This is a genomic window from Cupriavidus sp. CP313 (genome assembly GCF_054072015.1).
The window spans coordinates 23,544-41,911 of record NZ_JBSVZB010000008.1; the positions used below are offsets into that span (position 1 = coordinate 23,544).

18 protein-coding genes are annotated in these 18,368 nt (G+C 66.1%); all 18 read right to left on the minus strand.

Annotation, left to right across the window (positions count from 1 at the left end; all coding sequences use genetic code 11):
* Nucleotides 1-24: 24 nt before the first annotated feature.
* A complete protein-coding gene (locus ACW4E8_RS13550) occupies nucleotides 25-1,206 on the minus strand; it encodes a sensor histidine kinase (RefSeq protein ID WP_456804981.1) in 1,182 nt (393 codons plus the stop codon).
* Between the two features lie 63 nt (nucleotides 1,207-1,269).
* Nucleotides 1,270-1,638: a terminase gene (locus ACW4E8_RS13555; protein WP_456804982.1), complete on the minus strand. Its 369-nt coding sequence runs from the start codon at nucleotides 1,636-1,638 to the stop codon at nucleotides 1,270-1,272.
* A 266-nt stretch (nucleotides 1,639-1,904) separates the two neighbouring features.
* On the minus strand, nucleotides 1,905-2,849 hold the full coding sequence (locus ACW4E8_RS13560) for a CysB family HTH-type transcriptional regulator (RefSeq protein ID WP_010810505.1): 945 nt from the start codon (nucleotides 2,847-2,849) through the stop codon (nucleotides 1,905-1,907).
* The gene (locus ACW4E8_RS13565) at nucleotides 2,846-3,973 is read right to left on the minus strand and encodes a sulfate/molybdate ABC transporter ATP-binding protein (protein ID WP_456804983.1); all 1,128 of its coding nucleotides are present in this window, start codon (nucleotides 3,971-3,973) and stop codon (nucleotides 2,846-2,848) included. Before ACW4E8_RS13565 ends, ACW4E8_RS13560 begins: the two co-directional genes overlap by 4 nt.
* Nucleotides 3,970-4,899 carry a sulfate ABC transporter permease subunit CysW gene (cysW, locus tag ACW4E8_RS13570; protein ID WP_456804984.1) on the minus strand — a complete coding sequence of 310 codons (930 nt, stop codon included), beginning with the start codon at nucleotides 4,897-4,899 and terminating at the stop codon, nucleotides 3,970-3,972. Before cysW ends, ACW4E8_RS13565 begins: the two co-directional genes overlap by 4 nt.
* A gap of 1 nt (nucleotide 4,900) precedes the next feature.
* The gene (gene cysT / locus ACW4E8_RS13575; RefSeq protein ID WP_456804985.1) at nucleotides 4,901-5,863 is read right to left on the minus strand and encodes a sulfate ABC transporter permease subunit CysT; all 963 of its coding nucleotides are present in this window, start codon (nucleotides 5,861-5,863) and stop codon (nucleotides 4,901-4,903) included.
* Nucleotides 5,864-6,021: 158 nt separating this feature from the next.
* Nucleotides 6,022-6,693, minus strand: coding sequence for an RBBP9/YdeN family alpha/beta hydrolase (locus tag ACW4E8_RS13580; protein ID WP_456804986.1), 672 nt, complete (start codon nucleotides 6,691-6,693; stop codon nucleotides 6,022-6,024).
* Entirely contained in the window at nucleotides 6,690-7,541 is an 852-nt protein-coding gene (locus tag ACW4E8_RS13585) for an EAL domain-containing protein (protein ID WP_456804987.1), read from the minus strand. Before ACW4E8_RS13585 ends, ACW4E8_RS13580 begins: the two co-directional genes overlap by 4 nt.
* Nucleotides 7,542-7,728: 187 nt before the next feature.
* A complete protein-coding gene (locus ACW4E8_RS13590; protein WP_456804988.1) occupies nucleotides 7,729-8,646 on the minus strand; it encodes an ATP-binding cassette domain-containing protein in 918 nt (305 codons plus the stop codon).
* A 35-nt stretch (nucleotides 8,647-8,681) separates the two neighbouring features.
* Complete coding sequence (gene ssuC, locus ACW4E8_RS13595) at nucleotides 8,682-9,485, minus strand: aliphatic sulfonate ABC transporter permease SsuC (protein ID WP_456804989.1); 804 nt, start codon at nucleotides 9,483-9,485, stop codon at nucleotides 8,682-8,684.
* 13 nt (nucleotides 9,486-9,498) lie between these two features.
* Nucleotides 9,499-10,662: an FMNH2-dependent alkanesulfonate monooxygenase gene (gene ssuD / locus ACW4E8_RS13600; protein WP_456804990.1), complete on the minus strand. Its 1,164-nt coding sequence runs from the start codon at nucleotides 10,660-10,662 to the stop codon at nucleotides 9,499-9,501.
* Nucleotides 10,663-10,696: 34 nt separating this feature from the next.
* The gene (locus ACW4E8_RS13605; RefSeq protein WP_456804991.1) at nucleotides 10,697-11,725 is read right to left on the minus strand and encodes a sulfonate ABC transporter substrate-binding protein; all 1,029 of its coding nucleotides are present in this window, start codon (nucleotides 11,723-11,725) and stop codon (nucleotides 10,697-10,699) included.
* A 158-nt stretch (nucleotides 11,726-11,883) separates the two neighbouring features.
* Nucleotides 11,884-12,507 carry an NADPH-dependent FMN reductase gene (ssuE, locus tag ACW4E8_RS13610; RefSeq protein ID WP_456804992.1) on the minus strand — a complete coding sequence of 208 codons (624 nt, stop codon included), beginning with the start codon at nucleotides 12,505-12,507 and terminating at the stop codon, nucleotides 11,884-11,886.
* A gap of 76 nt (nucleotides 12,508-12,583) precedes the next feature.
* Nucleotides 12,584-13,588: a sulfate ABC transporter substrate-binding protein gene (locus ACW4E8_RS13615; protein ID WP_456804993.1), complete on the minus strand. Its 1,005-nt coding sequence runs from the start codon at nucleotides 13,586-13,588 to the stop codon at nucleotides 12,584-12,586.
* 290 nt (nucleotides 13,589-13,878) lie between these two features.
* Nucleotides 13,879-16,038: a phospholipase effector Tle1 domain-containing protein gene (locus tag ACW4E8_RS13620; protein ID WP_456804994.1), complete on the minus strand. Its 2,160-nt coding sequence runs from the start codon at nucleotides 16,036-16,038 to the stop codon at nucleotides 13,879-13,881.
* On the minus strand, nucleotides 16,035-16,610 hold the full coding sequence (locus tag ACW4E8_RS13625; protein ID WP_456804995.1) for a DUF3304 domain-containing protein: 576 nt from the start codon (nucleotides 16,608-16,610) through the stop codon (nucleotides 16,035-16,037). The genes ACW4E8_RS13620 and ACW4E8_RS13625 overlap by 4 nt, the downstream gene beginning before the upstream one ends.
* Before the next feature lie 353 nt (nucleotides 16,611-16,963).
* A complete protein-coding gene (locus ACW4E8_RS13630; protein ID WP_456804996.1) occupies nucleotides 16,964-17,539 on the minus strand; it encodes a DUF3304 domain-containing protein in 576 nt (191 codons plus the stop codon).
* Nucleotides 17,540-17,618: 79 nt separating this feature from the next.
* A complete protein-coding gene (locus ACW4E8_RS13635; RefSeq protein WP_456804997.1) occupies nucleotides 17,619-18,212 on the minus strand; it encodes a DUF3304 domain-containing protein in 594 nt (197 codons plus the stop codon).
* Nucleotides 18,213-18,368: the final 156 nt, after the last annotated feature.

Below are 18,368 nucleotides of genomic sequence, written 5' to 3' on the forward strand. Positions count from 1 at the left end.
GCGTGCTGGCAGGGGCGGTGCGCCTCAGAGCCGTTGCATGGCCGGGGCCGATGCTGGCATGCCTTCCGGCACGCTGGTGACTGTCTGGGTCTGGGTCTGGGTGGGCGCTTCGGCCGGGCGCTCCAGCGGCAGCGTCAGCCGCACCACCACGCCGCGCGGGGTGTTCTCTTCCATCTGCATGGAGGCCGCCGCGCCAAAGATGCGCGCCAGCCGCTCACGCACATGGGTAATGCCCAGGCCCGAGCCCTTGCCCGAGGCATGGCCGAAGCCCACGCCGGTATCGGCGATGACGACCTGCACCGCATTGTCGCCGGCCGCGCGCGCCGACAGCCGGATATGGCCGCCGATCATGCAGGGCTCGATGCCGTGCGTGACCGCGTTTTCCACCAGCGGCTGGATCAGCATGGGCGGGATCTCCACCTTCGCCAGTTCCCGCGGCAGGTCGATGTCGAACGAGAGCCGCTGGCCAAAGCGCATGCCCTGGATGTCCAGGTAGCTGCGCAGCAGCTCGAACTCCTGCCGCAGCGTGCATTGCTCGGCGCGGGTATGTGCCAGCGACATGCGCAGGAAGCCGATCAGGCGCTGCAGCAGCTGGCGCGCGGCAGGCGGGTCGGTGGCGATCAGCCCGTCCAGGTTGGCCAGCGAGTTGAACAGGAAATGCGGCTCGATCTGCGCCTGCAGCGCCATCAGCTGTGCGCGCACCAGCTGCTTTTCGGCTTCCTCGCGCTGCAGGGCGTCCAGCGCGGCCTGGCGCTCGAGCGAGGCCAGCTTCTCACGCGACCAGTAGAAATAGATCATCGAGGCCGCGGCCAGCATGCCCACCACCAGGCACATGCGCAGCATGCCGCCGGCTTCGTCCGCCGATTTGGGCGGCAGGTCCAGCGCCACGCGCGTGGCCCAGCTGCCGAACACCACGCCGGCGGGCACCGCGGCTGCGGCCAGCAGCAGGAAGGGCCAGCGGCGCGGCCGGTCGTTCCACCAGATCACCACGCGCGGGATGTCGATCAGCACCCAGATCGACAGGCCGATCAGCTGGCTGTAGACAAAGTTGTGCCACAGGCTGCCGCCGGTCTGGAAGCCGTAGTTCAGGCTGATGGCGATCACCGAGTTCATGCACAGCACGAACAGCAGGTCGCGCCCGAGGATATTGAGCCGGGAGGGGATGGCGGTGGCGACGTTGGAGAAGCAGCGGTCCATGGCGTTCATGTTAGCGCGGACTGAGGCTGGCGCAATGCGGGAATGTGATGAGGCGGGCAGCGCGTGGTCACCTCAGCCGCCCTGCCCGGCACGCCGGCCGGCCAGCGCGCGCCACCATTGGCCGGACAGCACATAGCGCGGGAATGTGATCCACTGCTCAGCCAGGATGCGGCCGGCGATGTCCGCCGGTCCGGCAAAGGGTTCCGGTGCATGGGCTTCCAGCCGGTGTCCGCGGCCCTGCAGGGCCATCGACATGCCCATGCACACCAGCCCCAGCGCCACCGCCGGCAGGCTCAGGCGCAGCAGGCCATAGAGGCCCAGCACGGTGCCGGCCATGAACATCGGCACGGCCACGATATGCAGCAGCAGGTTGCGGGGATGCTGGTGGTTGCGGGCATAGCCGCGCCACTGCCAGCTCAGCAGCGGTTCGTCGTCGCGCATAATCGTCTCTCTCCCTTGCCCGGTCCTTGCAGACCGGCGGCCGCGCGCAAGCTTTGTTGCGCTGCGGTACACGTGCGGCGCTCGCCGGACGGCAAGCCGCGGGCACGTGCAAGGACTGTACCCCTCACCCGGGCACGAAGAAAGTCTCTTGCGACGAACGGCGGGCACGGGGCGCGAACGGCACCGTGCCGGGGCGGATGGCGACTGTCAGGCGGCGCTCGGGCGCACCCTGCGCCACCTGGCAGCCGCCTGTGGTCAGGCCGGAATCAGGCCGCCAGGGCTTGGCGCTCCTGCTCGGACAGCGCGCTGCTGACGGTGTCGGGCGACAGGTGCGGCGCGAACATGTTGATAAAGGCGTGCGCATAGCCGCGCAGGTAGGCGCCCCGCCGCACCGCCACGCTGGTGGTATTGGGCGCGAACAGGTGGTCGGCCGAGATCCGCACCAGGCCGGAATCCTTGCGCTCGTCATAGGCCATCGAGGCAATGATGCCCACGCCCAGGTCCAGTTCGGCGTAGGTCTTGATCACGTCGGCGTCCAGCGCGGTCAGCACGATTTCCGGCTGCAGGCCGGCCTCGGCAAAGGCGCTGTCGATCTTGCGGCGGCCGGTGAAGCCGGCGTCATAGGTGATGAGCTGGAAGCCGGCCACGTCTTCGAGCGTCGGCTCGGGCAGGCGCGTGAGCGGATGGCCGGGCGAGACCACCAGCACGTGCTGCCAGCTGTAGGCCTCGAACGAGGTCAGCCCAGCCTCGGTGGCCAGTGCCTCGGTGGCGATGCCGATATCGGCCTGCCCCGTCAGCAGCAACTCAACGATATGCGTGGGCGACGCCTCCTGCAGTGCCAGCGTCACATGCGGGTATTCGCGGCGGAATGCCTGCACCACGCGCGGCAGCGCATAGCGTGCCTGGGTGTGGGTGGTGGCAACGGTCAGGCGGCCGGTATGGCGGCCGGCGTATTCGTCGCCGGCCTGGCGCAGGTTCTCGGCCTCCAGCAGCAGGCGTTCGACAATGCGCACGATCTCGCGCCCCGGCTCGGTCAGCCCGGTCAGGCGCTTGCCGTAGCGCTCGAAGATCTCCACGCCCAGTTCTTCTTCCAGCTCGCGGATCTGGCGCGACACGCCAGGCTGCGAGGTGTAGAGCGCGTTGGCGACCTCGGTCAGGTTGAACTGGCGGCGCACCGCCTCGCGGATGGAACGGAGTTGCTGGAAGTTCATGGCGTGGCCTTTTCTTGTTGGGTGGACGCGGTGCCATTGGCACCGTTCGCGCGCGGCTGCGTGAACACGCGCAGCTGTCGCGGGCGCACCGCGAGCAGCTCGCCTTCGCGGAAGCCCGCATGGCGGAAGCGCTCCAGCGGCAGCGCGACTTCAATCACGTCCTGGTTGTCTTCACGTTCGAGTTCAAGCTGCGCCACCGGGCCCAGCGTCAGCGCGCGGCGCAGCGTCACGGCAATACCGTCGGCGCCGGGCGAATAGCGTTCCAGGTCGAGGTCATGGGGGCGCACATAGGCCACCGCGTCACCGGCGGTCTCATGGCCGCTGCCCACCACCGGCAGCACCGCCTCGCCGGTATGCAGCAGGCCGCCGCTCTCGCCCACTTCCAGGCGGCCGTGGAACAAGTTCACGTTGCCGAGGAAGCCGAATACGAAGGGCGTGGCCGGATGGTTGTAGACCGCCTCGGGCGAGCCGTACTGCTCCACGTGGCCGCGGTTCATCAGCACCACCTGGTCGGCCACTTCCAGCGCTTCTTCCTGGTCATGGGTGACAAACACGCTGGTCACGTGCAGTTCGTCGTGCAGGCGGCGCAGCCAGCGGCGCAGCTCCTTGCGCACCTTGGCATCGAGCGCGCCGAAGGGCTCGTCGAGCAGCAGCACGCGCGGCTCCACCGCGAGCGCGCGTGCCAGCGCGATACGCTGGCGCTGGCCGCCGGAGAGCTGCGACGGGTAGCGGTCGGCCAGCCAGTCAAGCTGCACCAGTTCCAGCAGCGAGCGCACCTTGTCGCGGATCTGCGCTTCGCTGGGGCGCTCGGCGCGCGGCTTCACGCGCAGGCCGAATGCCACGTTCTCGAACACGCTCATATGCTTGAACAGCGCATAGTGCTGGAACACAAAGCCCACCTGGCGCTGGCGCACATGCTGGTCCGAGGCATCGCGCCCGGCCAGTACGATCTGGCCCGCATCGGCGCGCTCCAGGCCGGCGATGATGCGCAGCAGCGTGGTCTTGCCGCAGCCGGACGGCCCCAGCAGCGCGGTCAGCTCGCCCTCGTCGAAATCGAGCGAGACGTTGTCCAGCGCGACAAAGTCGCCAAAGCGCTTCTCTACGTTCTTGACCTGGATGCTCATGATGCTTGTCCTTGCAAACTTGCCAGCGGCCGCTCTGGTGCAGCCTCTTCGGTTTCCTTGCGGGCGCGGAATTCCACCAGCGTCTTGATGCCGAGGGTGACCAGCGCCAGCAGCGTCAGCAGCGAAGCCACCGCAAAGGCTGCCGCGAAGTTGTACTCGTTGTAGAGGATCTCCACATGCAGCGGCATGGTGTTGGTCAGCCCGCGGATATGGCCCGACACCACCGACACCGCGCCGAACTCACCCATCGCCCGCGCATTGCACAGGATCACGCCATACAGCAGGCCCCAGCGGATATTGGGCAGCGTGATATGGCGGAAGGTCTGCCAGCCCGAGGCGCCCAGCACGATCGCGGCCTCCTCCTCTTCGCTGCCCTGCGCCTGCATCAGCGGGATCAGCTCACGCGCAACAAAGGGGAAGGTCACGAAGATGGTGGCCAGCACGATGCCCGGCACCGCGAACATGATCTTGATGTCGTGCGCTTCCAGCCACGGGCCCAGCCAGCCCTGCGCACCGAACAGCAGCACGTAGACCAGGCCAGAGATCACCGGCGACACCGAGAACGGCAGGTCGATCAGCGTGATCAGCAGGTTCTTGCCGCGGAAGTCGAACTTGGCGATGGCCCAGGCCGCCGCCACGCCGAACACCACGTTCAGCGGCACCGCGATCGCCGCCACCGTCAGCGTGAGCTGGATCGCGGCGAGTGCGTCGGGCTCGATCAATGCTTCCCAGTAGGTCTGCACGCCCTTGCGCAAGGCTTCATAGAACACCGAAGCCAGCGGCACGAACAGGAACAGCGTGAGGAACAGCACTGCCACCATGATCAGCGTGTAGCGCACCCACGGCGCTTCGCCAGTGGCGTCAAACCTGTGATGGGCCGGGGCGTTGCCTTGCCCGCCCAGGCGTCCCGCAACTGCGCCGGCCATGTCAGGACTCCTTGCCCGTGGCGGGCGCTTCAGGTGCCAGCGCGGCGCGCACACCGGATTGATGGCGGCGCGTCCAGGCCTGCAGCAGGTTGATCAGCAGCAGCAGCCCGAAGGAAATCACCAGCATCACCACCGCCACCGCGGTGGCGCCGGCGTAGTCGTATTGCTCCAGCTTGGAATAGATCATCAGCGGCGCGATCTCCGACACCATCGGCATGTTGCCGGAGATAAAGACCACCGAGCCGTACTCGCCGGTGGCGCGCGCGAACGACAGCGCAAACCCGGTCAGCAGCGCCGGCAGGATGGCGGGCAGGATCACGCGCTGGAAGGTCTGCAGGCGGTTGGCGCCCAGGCTGGCCGCGGCCTCCTCCAGCTCCTGCTCCACGTCCTCCAGCACCGGCTGCACCGTGCGCACCACGAACGGCAGGCCGATAAAGGTCAGCGCCACCACCACGCCCAGCGGCGTGAACGCGACCTTGACGCCAAGCGGCTCAAGATAGCGGCCGATCCAGCCATTGCCGGCAAACAGCGCCGTCAGCGCGATACCGGCCACCGCCGTGGGCAGCGCAAACGGCAGGTCCACCAGCGCGTCGATCAGGCGCTTGCCCGGGAAGCGGTAGCGCACCAGCACCCAGGCCACCACCAACCCGAACACTGTATTGACGATGGCCGCCACCAGCGACGCGCCAAAGCTCAGCTGCAGCGACGCCACCACGCGCGGCGCCGTGACCGAGGTCCAGAACGCGTCCCACGTCATCGTGAACGTCTTCAGGAACGTGGCCGACAGCGGGATCAGGACGATCAGCGTCAGGTAGAACAGCGTGAAGCCGAGCGACAGGCCGAAACCGGGCAGCACCGTAAAACGCTGCCGGGACGGGCTGCGCGGCGCGCGCGTGGCGCCGGAGTCAGGGGCGCGGGGAGCGGCTGGCGGCGGCGTGTCCGCGAGGGAAATGGATGGAGGCATGTCGTCTCGTCTGTGAGCGGTGCGCCGCCGGACCCTGATGGCTGGCCCCGGCGGGCCGTTCTTTATGACGCCAGCGCATATTGCGCCGGCCTACGAGACAGATTCTGCAGAGTCGCCCTTATAAACAGAACGAATCTTTATGAATTTTCTTAGACGGTTTAGATATAAGGGACGGTAGACACCATCTCGATACCCGACTCCCAGGCGGCGGATGACTCACTTATTGAGCCAGCATCGCCTGCCTGCGCGATGCGCTGGACCAGGGTATCGAGCAGCGCGAGGCCTTCAGGCCACTCGTCCAGCCCGGAATCGGCATTGATGTGGCCCAGGCTGCCCGCATCGACCAGTTCACTGCCCCACAGCGTGCCCCAGCTGAAAGCGGTGCGCTGCGGCATCCAGGGGTCGTTGCGGCTGGCTACCAGGATGGTGGGGAATGGCAGCCGGTACGACGGCAGCAGCGCCGCCACGGCAAATTTGTCCGGATCGGCCGGCGCCACCAGCAATGCGCCGGCAATGCCGACCGGATCCAGCGCCGCCTGGCGCAGCGACGCCAGGCAGCCGAAGCTGTGCGCCACCAGCACCGCGCCGCGCGCGGCCACGCGCTGGGCGCGCATCACGCCTTCGGAGACACGCTCGGCCCACAGCGGCAGGCTAGGGCGCGACCAGTCGTGCTGCTCCACCCGCTGCCAGTCCGGGAAGCGCTGCTCCCAGCGGCTCTGCCAGTGTCCCGGGCCGCTGCCGTGCAGCCCAGGCACGGTCAGCACCTGCAGGTGCCGCGGGATGTCCAGGCGCGTGCCATGACCGCCGGATAGCCTGTTCGCTTGCGTCATACCACCTCCTTGTCCAATGCATGCGCGGCGCTCACCTGGCCTGCGCGCAGTCCGGCCGCACTGACCGGCGCGCCAGTGAAGGCGCCCTGCCCCAGGCCGATGCCCGCGGCCTGCAGGCGCTCGATGCTTTCGGCGCTTTGCAGGCGCCGCCCGATCAGCGTTACGCCGGCGTTGGCCGCGCTGGCACGCAGGCCCGACAGCTGGCGGTCGGTCCAGGTGCGGCGCATGTCCAGCTTGAGCCAGTCCGGCAACGCGTGCGCCATCAGCGCACCGGCTTCCGCCGGATCGGACGCTTGCAGGCTTACCGCGAAACCGTTGCGCCGATAGTTGCCAACGACATGCAACAGCAATGCCAGGTCGTCATTGGCGCTGGCCGGCACCTGGATCACAAAGCGTTCCAGCGGCAGGCCCAGCGATTGTAATGCGCGCCGGAAGGCAGCGCCGTGGTCGTCGGTGACCGCAGCCAGCAACCGGTTATGCACGTTCAGCACCAGCTTGTGCTCGCCCTCGGCGGCAAAGTAGTTGATGGCATGCAGCAGGCGCGAAAGCCGGTCCAGCGACACCAGGGTGTTGTCGTCGGCCGCCATCGCAAACAGCTTCCATGCCGCCAGGCCCACGCCGTCCTCTGCGTAGGTGTGGATCGAACCCTCATGCGCCACCACCTGCCGGTCTGCCAGCGTCACCAGCGGCTCGAACGCGCTGGTCAGCGAGCAGTTGAAGAACTGGCCCTGCACCTGCCCGCGCGCGTCGCGCCACAATTGCCGGTCAGCCAGCGGCTGGCGCGGCAGCGATTCCAGATAACGTTGGAGCGCAGGCACTGCGCCCGCGGGTTCATGCACGCCTGGCATGGCATTCCTTGGGTTGACCGGGCCCCTCGGCCTCATGGTCGGATTAGTGATGACGGGCGCGCCATGCGCCCTCTGTGCTGTCGCACCGCATCGGCCTGCCTGCTCATGATAGGAGGTCAGCGGGCGCGAGCGAATGAAGATTACGGCCTGTCGATATGCGCGGCGCACATTGCCGCAGGTGGCACGGTCACGCTGCCCAGCTCACGTTCAGCGGCGCGGTCGTGGCGGCGGGGTCGGCATGCGCGCCGGCATGCGACGGTACCTGCCCCTGCGCCTGCGGCGCTTGCCGCATCACCCGCTGCAGCACCTTCGCCTCCAGCTGCGCAAAGCCCGCCGCGCCGCGTTCGCGCGGGCGCGCCAGCGCCACGCGTTCATCCATGGCAATGTGGCCGTCCTCGATCAGCACGATGCGGTCGGCCAGCGCCACCGCTTCGGACACATCGTGCGTGACCAGCAGCGCCGTGAAGCCAAGGCGGCGCCACAGCGACTCAATCAGCCCCTGCATCTCGATGCGCGTGAGCGCATCCAGCGCGCCCAGCGGCTCGTCCAGCAGCAACAGCTGCGGATGGTGCACCAGCGCGCGCGCCAGCGCCACGCGCTGGCGCTGGCCACCGGATAGCCGCGCGGGCCACTCCTTGGCGCGGTCGGCCAGGCCCACCTGCGCCAGCACATTGGCGGCTTCACTGCGGCGTGCGCGCGGCAGGCCCAGCGCGACGTTGTCCAGCACGCGCTTCCACGGCAGCAGCCTTGCGTCCTGGAACATCACGCGCACGTCGGCGTGCCGCGCGCGGCCTTTCGCCGCGGATTCACCATCGACGGTGATGCTGCCGCCATCGGCCGCTTCCAGCCCCGCCACCAGCCGCAGCAGCGTGCTCTTGCCGCAGCCGCTGCGCCCGACGATCGCCAGGAACTCGCCCGGCGCCACGTCCAGCGCCACGTTGTGCAGCACTTCGCGGCCGTCGTAGCGCTTGACCACCTGGCGCACGTGCAGCGCCACGCCACCTGCCTTGCGCGGTGCCTCTGCCGCCGGCTGTGCCGCCTCGCGGCGCGCGAGGCCCGCTTCCAGTTCAGCCAGCGCAGCCTGTTCTACCGGATACATCTGCATCTCGATCTCCTTGCTTGATTGGGGCGACGGGCCGGTCAGGCCGCGGCGTAGCCCGGATGCCAGCGCAGCCAGTAGCGCTCCAGCCCGCGCGACAGCCAGTCGGCCAGCTTGCCCAGCAGCGCATAGAGCAGGATGCCCACCAGCACCACGTCGGTTTGCAGGAACTCACGCGCGTTCATGGTCATGTAGCCGATGCCCGATTGCGCGGAGATGGTCTCCGCCACGATCAGCACCACCCACATCAACCCCAGCGCGAAACGCACGCCCACCAGGATGCCCGGCAGCGCGCCGGGCAGGATGACCTCGCGATACAGCTGCCAGCCGGACAGACCGTAGCTGCGCGCCATCTCCACCAGCCCCGTATCGACCGAGCGGATGCCGTGATAGGTGTTCAGGTAGACCGGGAAGAACACGCCCAGCGACACCAGGAACAGCTTGGCGCTCTCGTCGATGCCGAACCACAGGATCACCAGCGGGATCAAGGCCAGCGCCGGGATGTTGCGCACCATCTGCAGCGTGCTGTCGAGCAGCGTGGCCGCGGTGCGGAAGGTGCCGGTCAGCAGCCCCAGCAGCAGGCCCAGCCCGCCGCCGATGGCAAACCCCACCAGCGCGCGCCAGGTGCTGACCCCCACGTGCTTCCACAACTCGCCCGAGCGCGCCAGTTCCCAGGCAGCCTGCACCACGGCCAGCGGGGCCGGCAGCACGCGGCTGGAGAGCCAGCCGTTCTGCGAGGCCAGCTGCCATACGACGATCAGCAGCACCGGCACGATCCACGGAGCCAGCGCGCGCGCCAGTGCCTGGGGTGCCTGGCGCGGCGGCTGCAATAGAGGAGCGTTCATGGTTGCCCTCCCCTCAACTCTGCGCGGCGCGCGGCACGATGCCAGTCGCCATGACTTCACCAAACGGACCCGACAGCACCTTGCCCGGCAGCTTGTCGCGCACCGAGCGCGGCAGCAGCGGGAACACCAGTTCGGCAAAGCGGTAGGCCTCTTCCAGATGCGGGTAGCCGGACAGCACGAAACTGTCGATGCCCAGCTCGGCGTATTCGCGCATGCGCTCGGCCACGGTGTGCGGATCGCCCACCAGCGCGGTGCCGGCACCGCCGCGCACCAGGCCAACGCCGGCCCACAGGTTGGGGCTGATCTCCAGCGCCTCGCGCGTGCGGCGCGTGCCGCCGGCGTGCAGCGCGGCCATGCGGCGCTGCCCTTCGGAATCCATCTTGGCGAACACGGCTTGCGCACGCGCCACGGTCTCGTCGTCAAGCCGGCTGATCAGGTCATCGGCCGCGGCCCAGGCGGCGGCATCGGTCTCGCGCACGATCACATGCAGGCGGATGCCGAACTTCACCGTGCGGCCATGGCGCGCGGCCTGGCGGCGCACGTCGTCGAGCTTCTGCGCCACGTCAGCGGGCGGCTCGCCCCAGGTCAGGTAGGTATCGACCTGTTCGCCTGCCAGCGCATGCGCCGGCGCCGACGAACCGCCGAAGTACACCGGCGGATGCGGGCGCTGCAAGGGCGGATAGAGGACAGTGGCGCCCTTCACGCTCAGGTGCTTGCCCTCGTAGTCCACCTTGTCGCCGTCATGGCTGGCGGCCAGCACCTGGCGCCAAATGCGCAGGAATTCGGCCGAGGCCTCGTAGCGCGCGGTGTGGTCCAGGAACAGGCCGTCGCCTTCCAGCTCGGCGGTATCACCGCCGGTGACGAGGTTGATCAGCAGCCGGCCGTTGGAGATGCGGTCGAAGGTTGCCGCCATGCGCGCGGCCAGCGTCGGCGCCATCAGCCCCGGGCGCACCGCGACCAGGAATTTCAGGCGCTGCGTGACGGCCGCCAGCGCCGATGCCGCCACCCATGGGTCTTCGCAAGAGCGCCCGGTCGGAATCAGCACGCCTTCGTAGCCCAGCGTATCGGCGGCCACGGCAACCTGCTTCAGGTAATCGAAGCTGACCTCGCGCGCGCCTTCCGAAGTGCCGAGGTAGCGGCTGTCGCCGTGGGTGGGGATGAACCAGAATACTTGCATGTCGTTGTCCTTTTGTTCCTGGCGATGGAGGTGGCTATCGCTGCGCCTGCTGCTGCGGCGCGTCCCAGCGCGCATCGGCCACCTTGACTGGCTTGGGGATCAGCTTGAGCGAGTGGAAGGCGTCGGCGATGCGTTGCTGCTCGGCCAGCACCTCGGCGCTGACCGGGCGTGCGCCGTAGGAGAAGCGCGAGACGGCAAGCTCAAGCACATCGGCGGGCAGCCCGGTTTCGCCGGTCAGCACCGTGGTGGCCTCCTTGGGGTTCTTTTGCGCCCAGCTGCCCAGGGTGGCCAGTTCGTCCAGGATCAGGCTGACGATCTCCGGCTTCGCTTGTGCATAGGGGCGCGAGGCCAGGTAGAACTGGTGGTTGCTGACCACGTTCTTGCCGTCCGCGCCGCGGCCATCGGCGAGCACGCGCGCGCCCAGTTGCTTCTCGGCTGCCGCGAGGAACGGGTCCCAGATCACCCAGGCATCGACCGCGCCGCGCTCGAAGGCGGCACGCGCATCCGCCGGCGGCAGGTAGACCGGCTGGATCTCGCTGTAAGGGATGCCGGCCTTCTCCAGCTGGCGCACCAGCAGGTAATGCACGTTCGAGCCCTTGTTCAGCGCCACGCGCTTGCCGCGCAGCTCTGCCACCGAGCGGATCGCCGAGCCCTTGGGCACGACGATGGCCTCGGCCACCGGCGCCGGCGGCTCATTGCCGACGTAGACCAGCTGCGCCCCCGCGGCCTGCGCAAAGATCGGCGGCGCCTCGCCGACGGTGCCGAAATCGACTGCGCCGACGTTCAGCCCCTCAAGCAGTTGCGGCCCGGCGGGGAACTCCGTCCATTTGACGGTGATGCCTTGCGGCGCAAGGCGTTTTTCCAGCGTGCCGCGCGCCTTCAGCAGCGTCAGCGTGCCGTATTTCTGGTAGCCGATGCGCAGCACCTTGGGGTCGATGTTTTTCGACTGCGCTTCGGCGCGGCCGGGTAGTAGTCCGTAGGCCAGGCCGGTGGCAAGCACCAGCGCGGCGGTAATCAGTCGGCGGCGCTGGTTGGCCGTGCGCAACGGGTTGGTCAGTGTCATGCGATGTCCTCCATGGCCCGGGGCAATGCCCTGCTGGCCGGATTGATGTCCAGGATGGTTGCGGCAGCACGCATCCCTGCCGACCCCGCGTGGCGGGTGGCATGGCGTCGCTGCCGTTGCGCCGGGCAGGCCGGCGCCACTTCAGTCAATCAGTCAGTTCAGGCGGAACATCGCTCGGCCACCGCGATCGCGGCAGCGCGCTGGACAAAGGCGCCGGGCACCACGTCGAGCGGCACGTCGATGCGGGAATGCGCCAGCGCATCGCGCACGCGCAGCACGCCTTCGTCCAGGCGTGCCGACAGCGCGGCATCGAAGCGCGCCTGGCGCACGCCGGCGGCCTCAAAGGATTCGATCTGCTGGTCCACGGCAAAGATGCCGGGCAGGATCTGGCGCGAGCCCAGCGCGGACAGCACCGGGCGCAGCGCGTAGTCGATCGCCAGCGCATGGGCCAGGCTGCCGCCGGTGGCGATCGGCAGCACGATCTTGTCGCGCAGGCCAGCCTGCGGCAGCAGGTCCAGGAAGGCCTTGAGCAGGCCGCTGTAGGCAGCCTTGTACACCGGCGTGGCCAGTACCACCACCTGCGCCTCGGACACGGCGCGCGTGGCGGCGGCGATCGCGGGTTCGTCCACGCGTGCTGCCAGCAGCGGACCCGCCGGCAGTTCGCGCAGGTCGAGATGGCGGGTGCGTTCGCCGGCAGCCTCCAGCGCGGCGCGCAGGTGCGCGAGCACATGGCCGGAACGGGACTGGACCGACGGGCTGCCGGAGAGCGTCAGGATGGACATCGGGGCTTCCTTCTTCTTGGTGGGCCGGTCGGCGCCGCGGCCGCCCCACGCGGCCCCGGCCCGCCGGTCTCGTGGGTTATTTCTTGCCGGGCTGATAAATCTGGTCGAACGAACCGCCATCGGCGAAGTGGGTCTTTTGCGCCTTCTGCCAGCCGCCGAACACTTCATCGATGGTGAACAGCTTCACCTTGGGGAAGTTGGCCGCGTACTTGGCCGCCACCTTCTGCGAGATCGGGCGGTAGTAGTTCTTGGCCGCGATCTCCTGGCCTTCATCGGTGTAGAGGAACTGCAGGTAGGCCTCGGCCGCCTTGCGCGTGCCCTTCTTGTCGACCACCTTGTCGACCACGGCCACCGGCGGCTCGGCCAGGATCGACACCGACGGCGCGACGATATCGAACTTGTCCGGACCCAGCTCCTTGATGGCCAGGATGGCTTCGTTCTCCCACGCGATCAGCACATCGCCCAGGTTGCGCTCGACAAAGGTGGTGGTGGCGCCGCGCGCGCCGGAATCCAGCACCGGCACATGCTTGAGCAGCTCGCCCACGAACTCGCGCGCCTTGACGTCATTGCCGCCCGGCTGGCGCAGCGCATAGCCCCACGCCGCCAGGTAGTTCCAACGCGCGCCGCCGCTGGTCTTGGGATTTGGCGTAATCACCTGCACGCCCGGCTTGACCAGATCGCCCCAGTCCTTGATGCCCTTGGGGTTGCCCTTGCGCACCAGGAACACGATGGTCGAGGTGTACGGCGAGGCGTTGTGCGGCAGGCGCTTCTGCCAGTCCGGCTTGATCAGGCCCTTGTCCGCGATGGCGTCGATGTCATAGCCCAGCGCCAGCGTGACCACGTCGGCATCCAGCCCATCGATCACCGAGCGCGCCTGCTTGCCCGAGCCGCCGTGCGACTGGCGCACGTTCAGGGCGTCGCCGCCCTGGGCCTTCCAGGCCTTGGCAAAGGCGGCATTGACATCGACATACAACTCGCGCGTCGGATCGTAGGAAACATTCAGCAGGTTGGCGGCCGCTGCGGTCTGCGCCGCGCTCAGGGCGCCAAGTACGGCCAGGCTGATAGCCAGTTTGCGGATCATCTTGTGTTGCTCCCGTCAGTGTCGTGAATGCGCTCGGGGCGCTGTTTGCTTTGTCCGCCGTGGCGGGCGGACTCTGTGTCAGGAGCAAGACTACCGAGGGGGCTATCTGAACGGAACGAATGGTTTCGCCGATCCTTTGCCGTTTTTTGCATAAGATCGGACGGAAATATGGACATGCCGGCGCACGGGGGACATCAGGCGCGGACGGCGCGAGGGCATTCGAAGGTGGCGTATTCGCTACGCAAAATGGGCATAGGGGCGCCAGCACTAGCTGGCGTAGTGCCCCTACGCTAGGCCACCGCGAGCCCCTCGTTCGCAGCCGGCAGATTCGTCGCCGGTGCAAGTGCCAGATAGGGCCTACGCTGGTCTCTGCCGGTGAATATCACCCGTGGCCAGCCATAGCCGCCCGGCGCATATTCATTGAAGAACGGGATGCGGAACCAGATCCGGCTGTCGTGCACGTAATCGTCGTAGAGCGCGATCGCGACCTTGTCCAGGCGCGCCACAGCCTCGGGCGACGTATGCTGCTTCAGGAACGACACAACACCCGCCATGGGGGCCGCCAGCACGTCGTCATCCGGATTCCAGGACTGAACAATCGTCGTGCGCGCCGAATGGAACAGAAAGCCGCTGCCAGCCAACGTGACGCGCGGTGTGTCTGCGCTGGGCTGCTCGTGCCTGACGGAAAGCACCGGCGCCCGCTGGGGCTGGTTGTCAGCCGGGTGCCAGGCAAATTCCTGCCGGTCTACCTGCCAGCGAGCCAATTGGTCGGGATACAAATAGCCGAGCAGCAGCCGCATTTGCTCGGCGCCCTCGCACAGGTCGCTCTTGTCGTTCGTGACAGTCTCATCCGCGCCTTCCCCGGGCCGGGCGGGTGCTGGCTTTCCGGCTTGCTGGCCATATAGCACCTCCCGTCGACGCTGCAGCAATGCCCTGTTGGCCTCGATCTCCTCCGAGAGTTCCAGGATCTGCCGGTGACTGGCTAGAAAATCATCCGGGTTTCGTGCGTCGGATCGCTCCCGCTCCAACCGGGCGATCTCGGCCTTCAGGCGCTGGCATTCCGGGTCGTCTCGTTCGGCCTCCTGTACACCCAGCGTGATCTTGCGCGGCGTCTTGGCATCCTCGGGCGCTGCCTGGAAAAAGGTGCGCTCGGTGACATACTGGCCGGTGCCAACTTGCGCGCGCAAGGTACGCCAGCTCAGCAGCTGCCCCATACCAAAGCGCAAGGCCTCTTCCACGCTGGATACGTTGAAAAGAGTGCGGCGCCAGTCGTTGAACGCTGCCACCGTCGCCGGGTGGATCGCAAAATCTTCGGACAGGGCAGTGGAATTCCGAATCTCTTCCTCGAGCATCAGCGGTACGCCGCTCTTGAGCGCAGCGATGTACATGTCATGCAGGGGAATCTGGCTGAGCTTGCTGCTATCGCCGTCACGCGCCTTGCCCTGCTCGTTGGGAGCATAGCCGCCGCCCACGTCGGAGTGCACGCCGGGATAACCCACCTCCCAGCGGCCCCGCGTCTGGGGGTAGCTTTCATCGATCCGGATAGTGTCGAGCGGAAAACTCATGCGCTGCTCGTGGATCGAGTAGAAGTGGGCGCACCTGCGAACTTCTTTGGGTATATTCAGCGCGCCGTCGCGGGCAAAGCGGAAATGCCCGTCAAACATATCCAGGTCGACCGTGGCGCGAGTCGAATCGGGCAGGCCCACCGAGGCGACCGTGTCAAAGAGCCCGAGGAAGTTGACCTCATAGGGTAACGCGCGCCGCCCGGTTTGCTCGCTGATCCGCCCGCCAGGCGCCCATTCCTTAATCAGCTTGCTGACAAAGACACGGGCGGACGCGGCCCCGCGCGAAAAGCCGAAGACGTTGATCCAGATCTTCTTGATCATCCGGCTCTGCGGACCGTCATCGAAGCGGTTGCTGTGGAAGATGCCCAGCACGCGGATCTTGTCCATCAGTTTAGAAGTGTTGCCTTTTGCCACGGCGTCGCAGATGACTTTGGCGTTGTCGTCTGAAATCAACGATTTCTTGTTATCTCTGGTGATCGCGTAGTGCACCGCGTTGAGTACGCGAATCATTCCCCAGACGCAGCGCTGGTCGAAGCCTTTGGCCAGAGCTTTGCCGTTCGAGGAATAGTCGAGTTCCCCTAACTCGGGGAACGGGGTACCCACCCCCGGGATGTAGAACGAAAAAATACCTCTATCCGGCTTGTCCCTTGCAACGCTATACAAGCGCGCCACATTGGTATGGGTCTTGAATAGCGAGTCTCGCCACTTCCTGTTGTTCCTGTCGTCGTTATTATTGGTGCCGTCGAAGAACAGATTGATATGAATGGTCTGGGGACATTCACACAATGGGTCTGTCACGGTCCCCTCGCCCCATGCCCAGGCGTCCTTACTTTGCGCCAGTCGGCCGCCTTCAGGCATCATGTCGGGCCATTTCACCACCGTCATTTCAGACCTCCCCGTCGGTATTTAAGATTCCATTCGTCGTCACGCACGCCTTGGGCAACAAAAGGACTGTCGTCGGGAAGCATTTCCCGCGGGCTGGTCGTTCCGTCCGAGACCATGATCCGAACCCGATCGCCCGGCAGGAAGATGGCCCAGGCACCATACGTTTCCTTGCCGTCGTACTGCGCGATATGAACGTTTTCGGCCTTGTACCAATAGCCTGGGGTCTTGCCGTCCTTGACCTTCTCCACGAGCCAGCGCACGGTGACACGAAGATCGGGCTGCCATTGGCGCGGAAAGGTCATGCAGCAAGTTTCCGCCCCGCCGCCAGAGGGGCGGCCATCGCTCTTGGCCGGCATGATGTTCGGGCCACCACCACCGACCTCGCCAGGACCTTCAACTTCGAAGGAATGAATGTAGTAAGGGGTGTAGTTCAGCGCCTTCATGCCGCCGCTGATGTACTTCGATGTCGAGGCTCGGCTTTCGGGCTGCCAGGACGGCTCACCGCCCGCACAGCCAGTGAATATCAACGCCAGGCCAGCCATAGCGCAGACGCAGGCGACACTTCGATTCATGACTTGGCTCCCGCCGCGCCAGTTGACAGCACGTTGTTCTGCATATCGGTCCCTTTTGGTTTTTCGTTTGCGCATTCGCGCTCGACCAATTATTCGCAGAAGACTACGGAAATCAATCAGCAAAGTCCGAGCGCACTGTGAAGGTCCTTTCAATTGCGCAGCCTGCCTTCCAATGCCATGCCCCCCGCGCGCCGCGACACCGGTTGCCTCCGCGCTAGCCGACCGCGATGTCTGCTCTTCTCTTGCCACATGAACAAGCGCGCCGCCTTGGTGTGAGTCTTGAAACGCGAGTCTCGTCACGATTTATTGTTCAAGCGCCCCTTCCGGCATCAGTTCCGGCCATTGCACTACCGTCATTTGAGACCTCCCCGGCGGTATTTGACATTCCACTCGTCGTCGCGCACGCCTTGGGCAACAAAAGGACTGTCATTGGGAAGATTTTCCCGCGGGCTGGTCGTTCCGTCCGAGACCATGATCCGAACCCGATCGCCCGGCAGGAAGATGGCCCAGGCACCATAAGTTTCCTTGCCGTCGTACTGCGCGATACGAACGTTCTCGGCCTTGTACCAATAGCCTGGAGTCTTGCCGTCCTTCACCTTTTCAACCAGCCAACGCACGGTAACGCGCAGATCGGGCTGCCACTGGCGCGGGAAAGTCATGCAACAGCTTTCTTTACCTCCCCCCGATGGGTGCCCATCTGATTCGGCTGGCATGATGTTCGGTCCGCCTCCGCCGACTTCTCCTGGGCCATCCACTTCAAAAGAATGGATGTAGTACGCGGTATAGTTCAGTGCCTTCATGCCGCCGCTGATGTACTTCGATTTCGAGGCTTGGCTTTCGGGCTGCCAGGACGGCTCACCGCCTGCACAGCCAGTGAATATCAACGCCAGACCCGCCATAGCACAGACGCAGGCGACACTTCGATTCATGACTTGGCTCCCGCTGCGACAGTTGGCAGCACGTTATTCTGCATACCGCCCGGCTCAGTTCCCTCACATGGCACTACCGTCATCTGAGACCTCCCCGGCGGTACTTCAGATTCCATTCGTCATCGCGCACGCCTTGGGCAATAAGAGGATCATCGTCTGCCGGTCGATTGTTGACGTTGTTTCCACCATCGTGATTGCCGTCCACAATCATCAGCCTGACGCGATCGCCGGGTAGGAAGATGGCCCACGCACCACCGGTTTGCGAACCGTCGTATTGGGCGATACGTACGTTCTCGGCCTTGTACCAGTAACCTGGGGTCTTGCCGTCCCTCACCTTCTCAACCAGCCAACGCACGGTAACGCGCAGATCGGGCTGCCACTGGCGCGGGAAAGTCATGCAGCAGCTTTCTTTTCCTCCCCCCGATGGGTGCCCATCGGATTCGGCCGGCATGATGTTCGGGCCACCACCACCGACCTCGCCAGGACCTTCAACTTCGAAGGAATGAATGTAGTAAGGGGTGTAGTTCAGCGCCTTCATCCCCCCGCTGATGTACTTCGATTTCGGGGCTCGGCTTTCGGGCTGCCAGGACGGCTCCCCGCCTGCGCAGCCAGTGAATATCAACGCCAGGCCAGCCATGGCGCAGGCGCAGACGCACGCGACACTTCGATTCATGACTTGGCTCCCGCTGCGCCAGTTGGCAGCACGTTGTCTTGCATATCGGTCCCTTTTGGTTTTTCGTTTGCCCGTTCGCGCTCGACCATTTATTCGCAGAAGACTACGGAAATCAATCAGCAAAGTCCGAACGCACTGTGAAGGTCCTTTCAATTG

What these genes read in the sequence shown, in the direction of transcription:
- ACW4E8_RS13550 (WP_456804981.1), bottom strand. Translation starts at nt 1,206, where the DNA reads ATGAACGCCATGGACCGCTGCTTCTCCAACGTCGCCACCGCCATCCCC.
- ACW4E8_RS13555 (WP_456804982.1), bottom strand. Translation starts at nt 1,638, where the DNA reads ATGCGCGACGACGAACCGCTGCTGAGCTGGCAGTGGCGCGGCTATGCC.
- ACW4E8_RS13560 (WP_010810505.1), bottom strand. Translation starts at nt 2,849, where the DNA reads ATGAACTTCCAGCAACTCCGTTCCATCCGCGAGGCGGTGCGCCGCCAG.
- ACW4E8_RS13565 (WP_456804983.1), bottom strand. Translation starts at nt 3,973, where the DNA reads ATGAGCATCCAGGTCAAGAACGTAGAGAAGCGCTTTGGCGACTTTGTC.
- cysW (WP_456804984.1), bottom strand. Translation starts at nt 4,899, where the DNA reads ATGGCCGGCGCAGTTGCGGGACGCCTGGGCGGGCAAGGCAACGCCCCG.
- cysT (WP_456804985.1), bottom strand. Translation starts at nt 5,863, where the DNA reads ATGCCTCCATCCATTTCCCTCGCGGACACGCCGCCGCCAGCCGCTCCC.
- ACW4E8_RS13580 (WP_456804986.1), bottom strand. Translation starts at nt 6,693, where the DNA reads ATGACGCAAGCGAACAGGCTATCCGGCGGTCATGGCACGCGCCTGGAC.
- ACW4E8_RS13585 (WP_456804987.1), bottom strand. Translation starts at nt 7,541, where the DNA reads ATGCCAGGCGTGCATGAACCCGCGGGCGCAGTGCCTGCGCTCCAACGT.
- ACW4E8_RS13590 (WP_456804988.1), bottom strand. Translation starts at nt 8,646, where the DNA reads ATGCAGATGTATCCGGTAGAACAGGCTGCGCTGGCTGAACTGGAAGCG.
- ssuC (WP_456804989.1), bottom strand. Translation starts at nt 9,485, where the DNA reads ATGAACGCTCCTCTATTGCAGCCGCCGCGCCAGGCACCCCAGGCACTG.
- ssuD (WP_456804990.1), bottom strand. Translation starts at nt 10,662, where the DNA reads ATGCAAGTATTCTGGTTCATCCCCACCCACGGCGACAGCCGCTACCTC.
- ACW4E8_RS13605 (WP_456804991.1), bottom strand. Translation starts at nt 11,725, where the DNA reads ATGACACTGACCAACCCGTTGCGCACGGCCAACCAGCGCCGCCGACTG.
- ssuE (WP_456804992.1), bottom strand. Translation starts at nt 12,507, where the DNA reads ATGTCCATCCTGACGCTCTCCGGCAGCCCGTCGGTCCAGTCCCGTTCC.
- ACW4E8_RS13615 (WP_456804993.1), bottom strand. Translation starts at nt 13,588, where the DNA reads ATGATCCGCAAACTGGCTATCAGCCTGGCCGTACTTGGCGCCCTGAGC.
- ACW4E8_RS13620 (WP_456804994.1), bottom strand. Translation starts at nt 16,038, where the DNA reads ATGACGGTGGTGAAATGGCCCGACATGATGCCTGAAGGCGGCCGACTG.
- ACW4E8_RS13625 (WP_456804995.1), bottom strand. Translation starts at nt 16,610, where the DNA reads ATGAATCGAAGTGTCGCCTGCGTCTGCGCTATGGCTGGCCTGGCGTTG.
- ACW4E8_RS13630 (WP_456804996.1), bottom strand. Translation starts at nt 17,539, where the DNA reads ATGAATCGAAGTGTCGCCTGCGTCTGTGCTATGGCGGGTCTGGCGTTG.
- ACW4E8_RS13635 (WP_456804997.1), bottom strand. Translation starts at nt 18,212, where the DNA reads ATGAATCGAAGTGTCGCGTGCGTCTGCGCCTGCGCCATGGCTGGCCTG.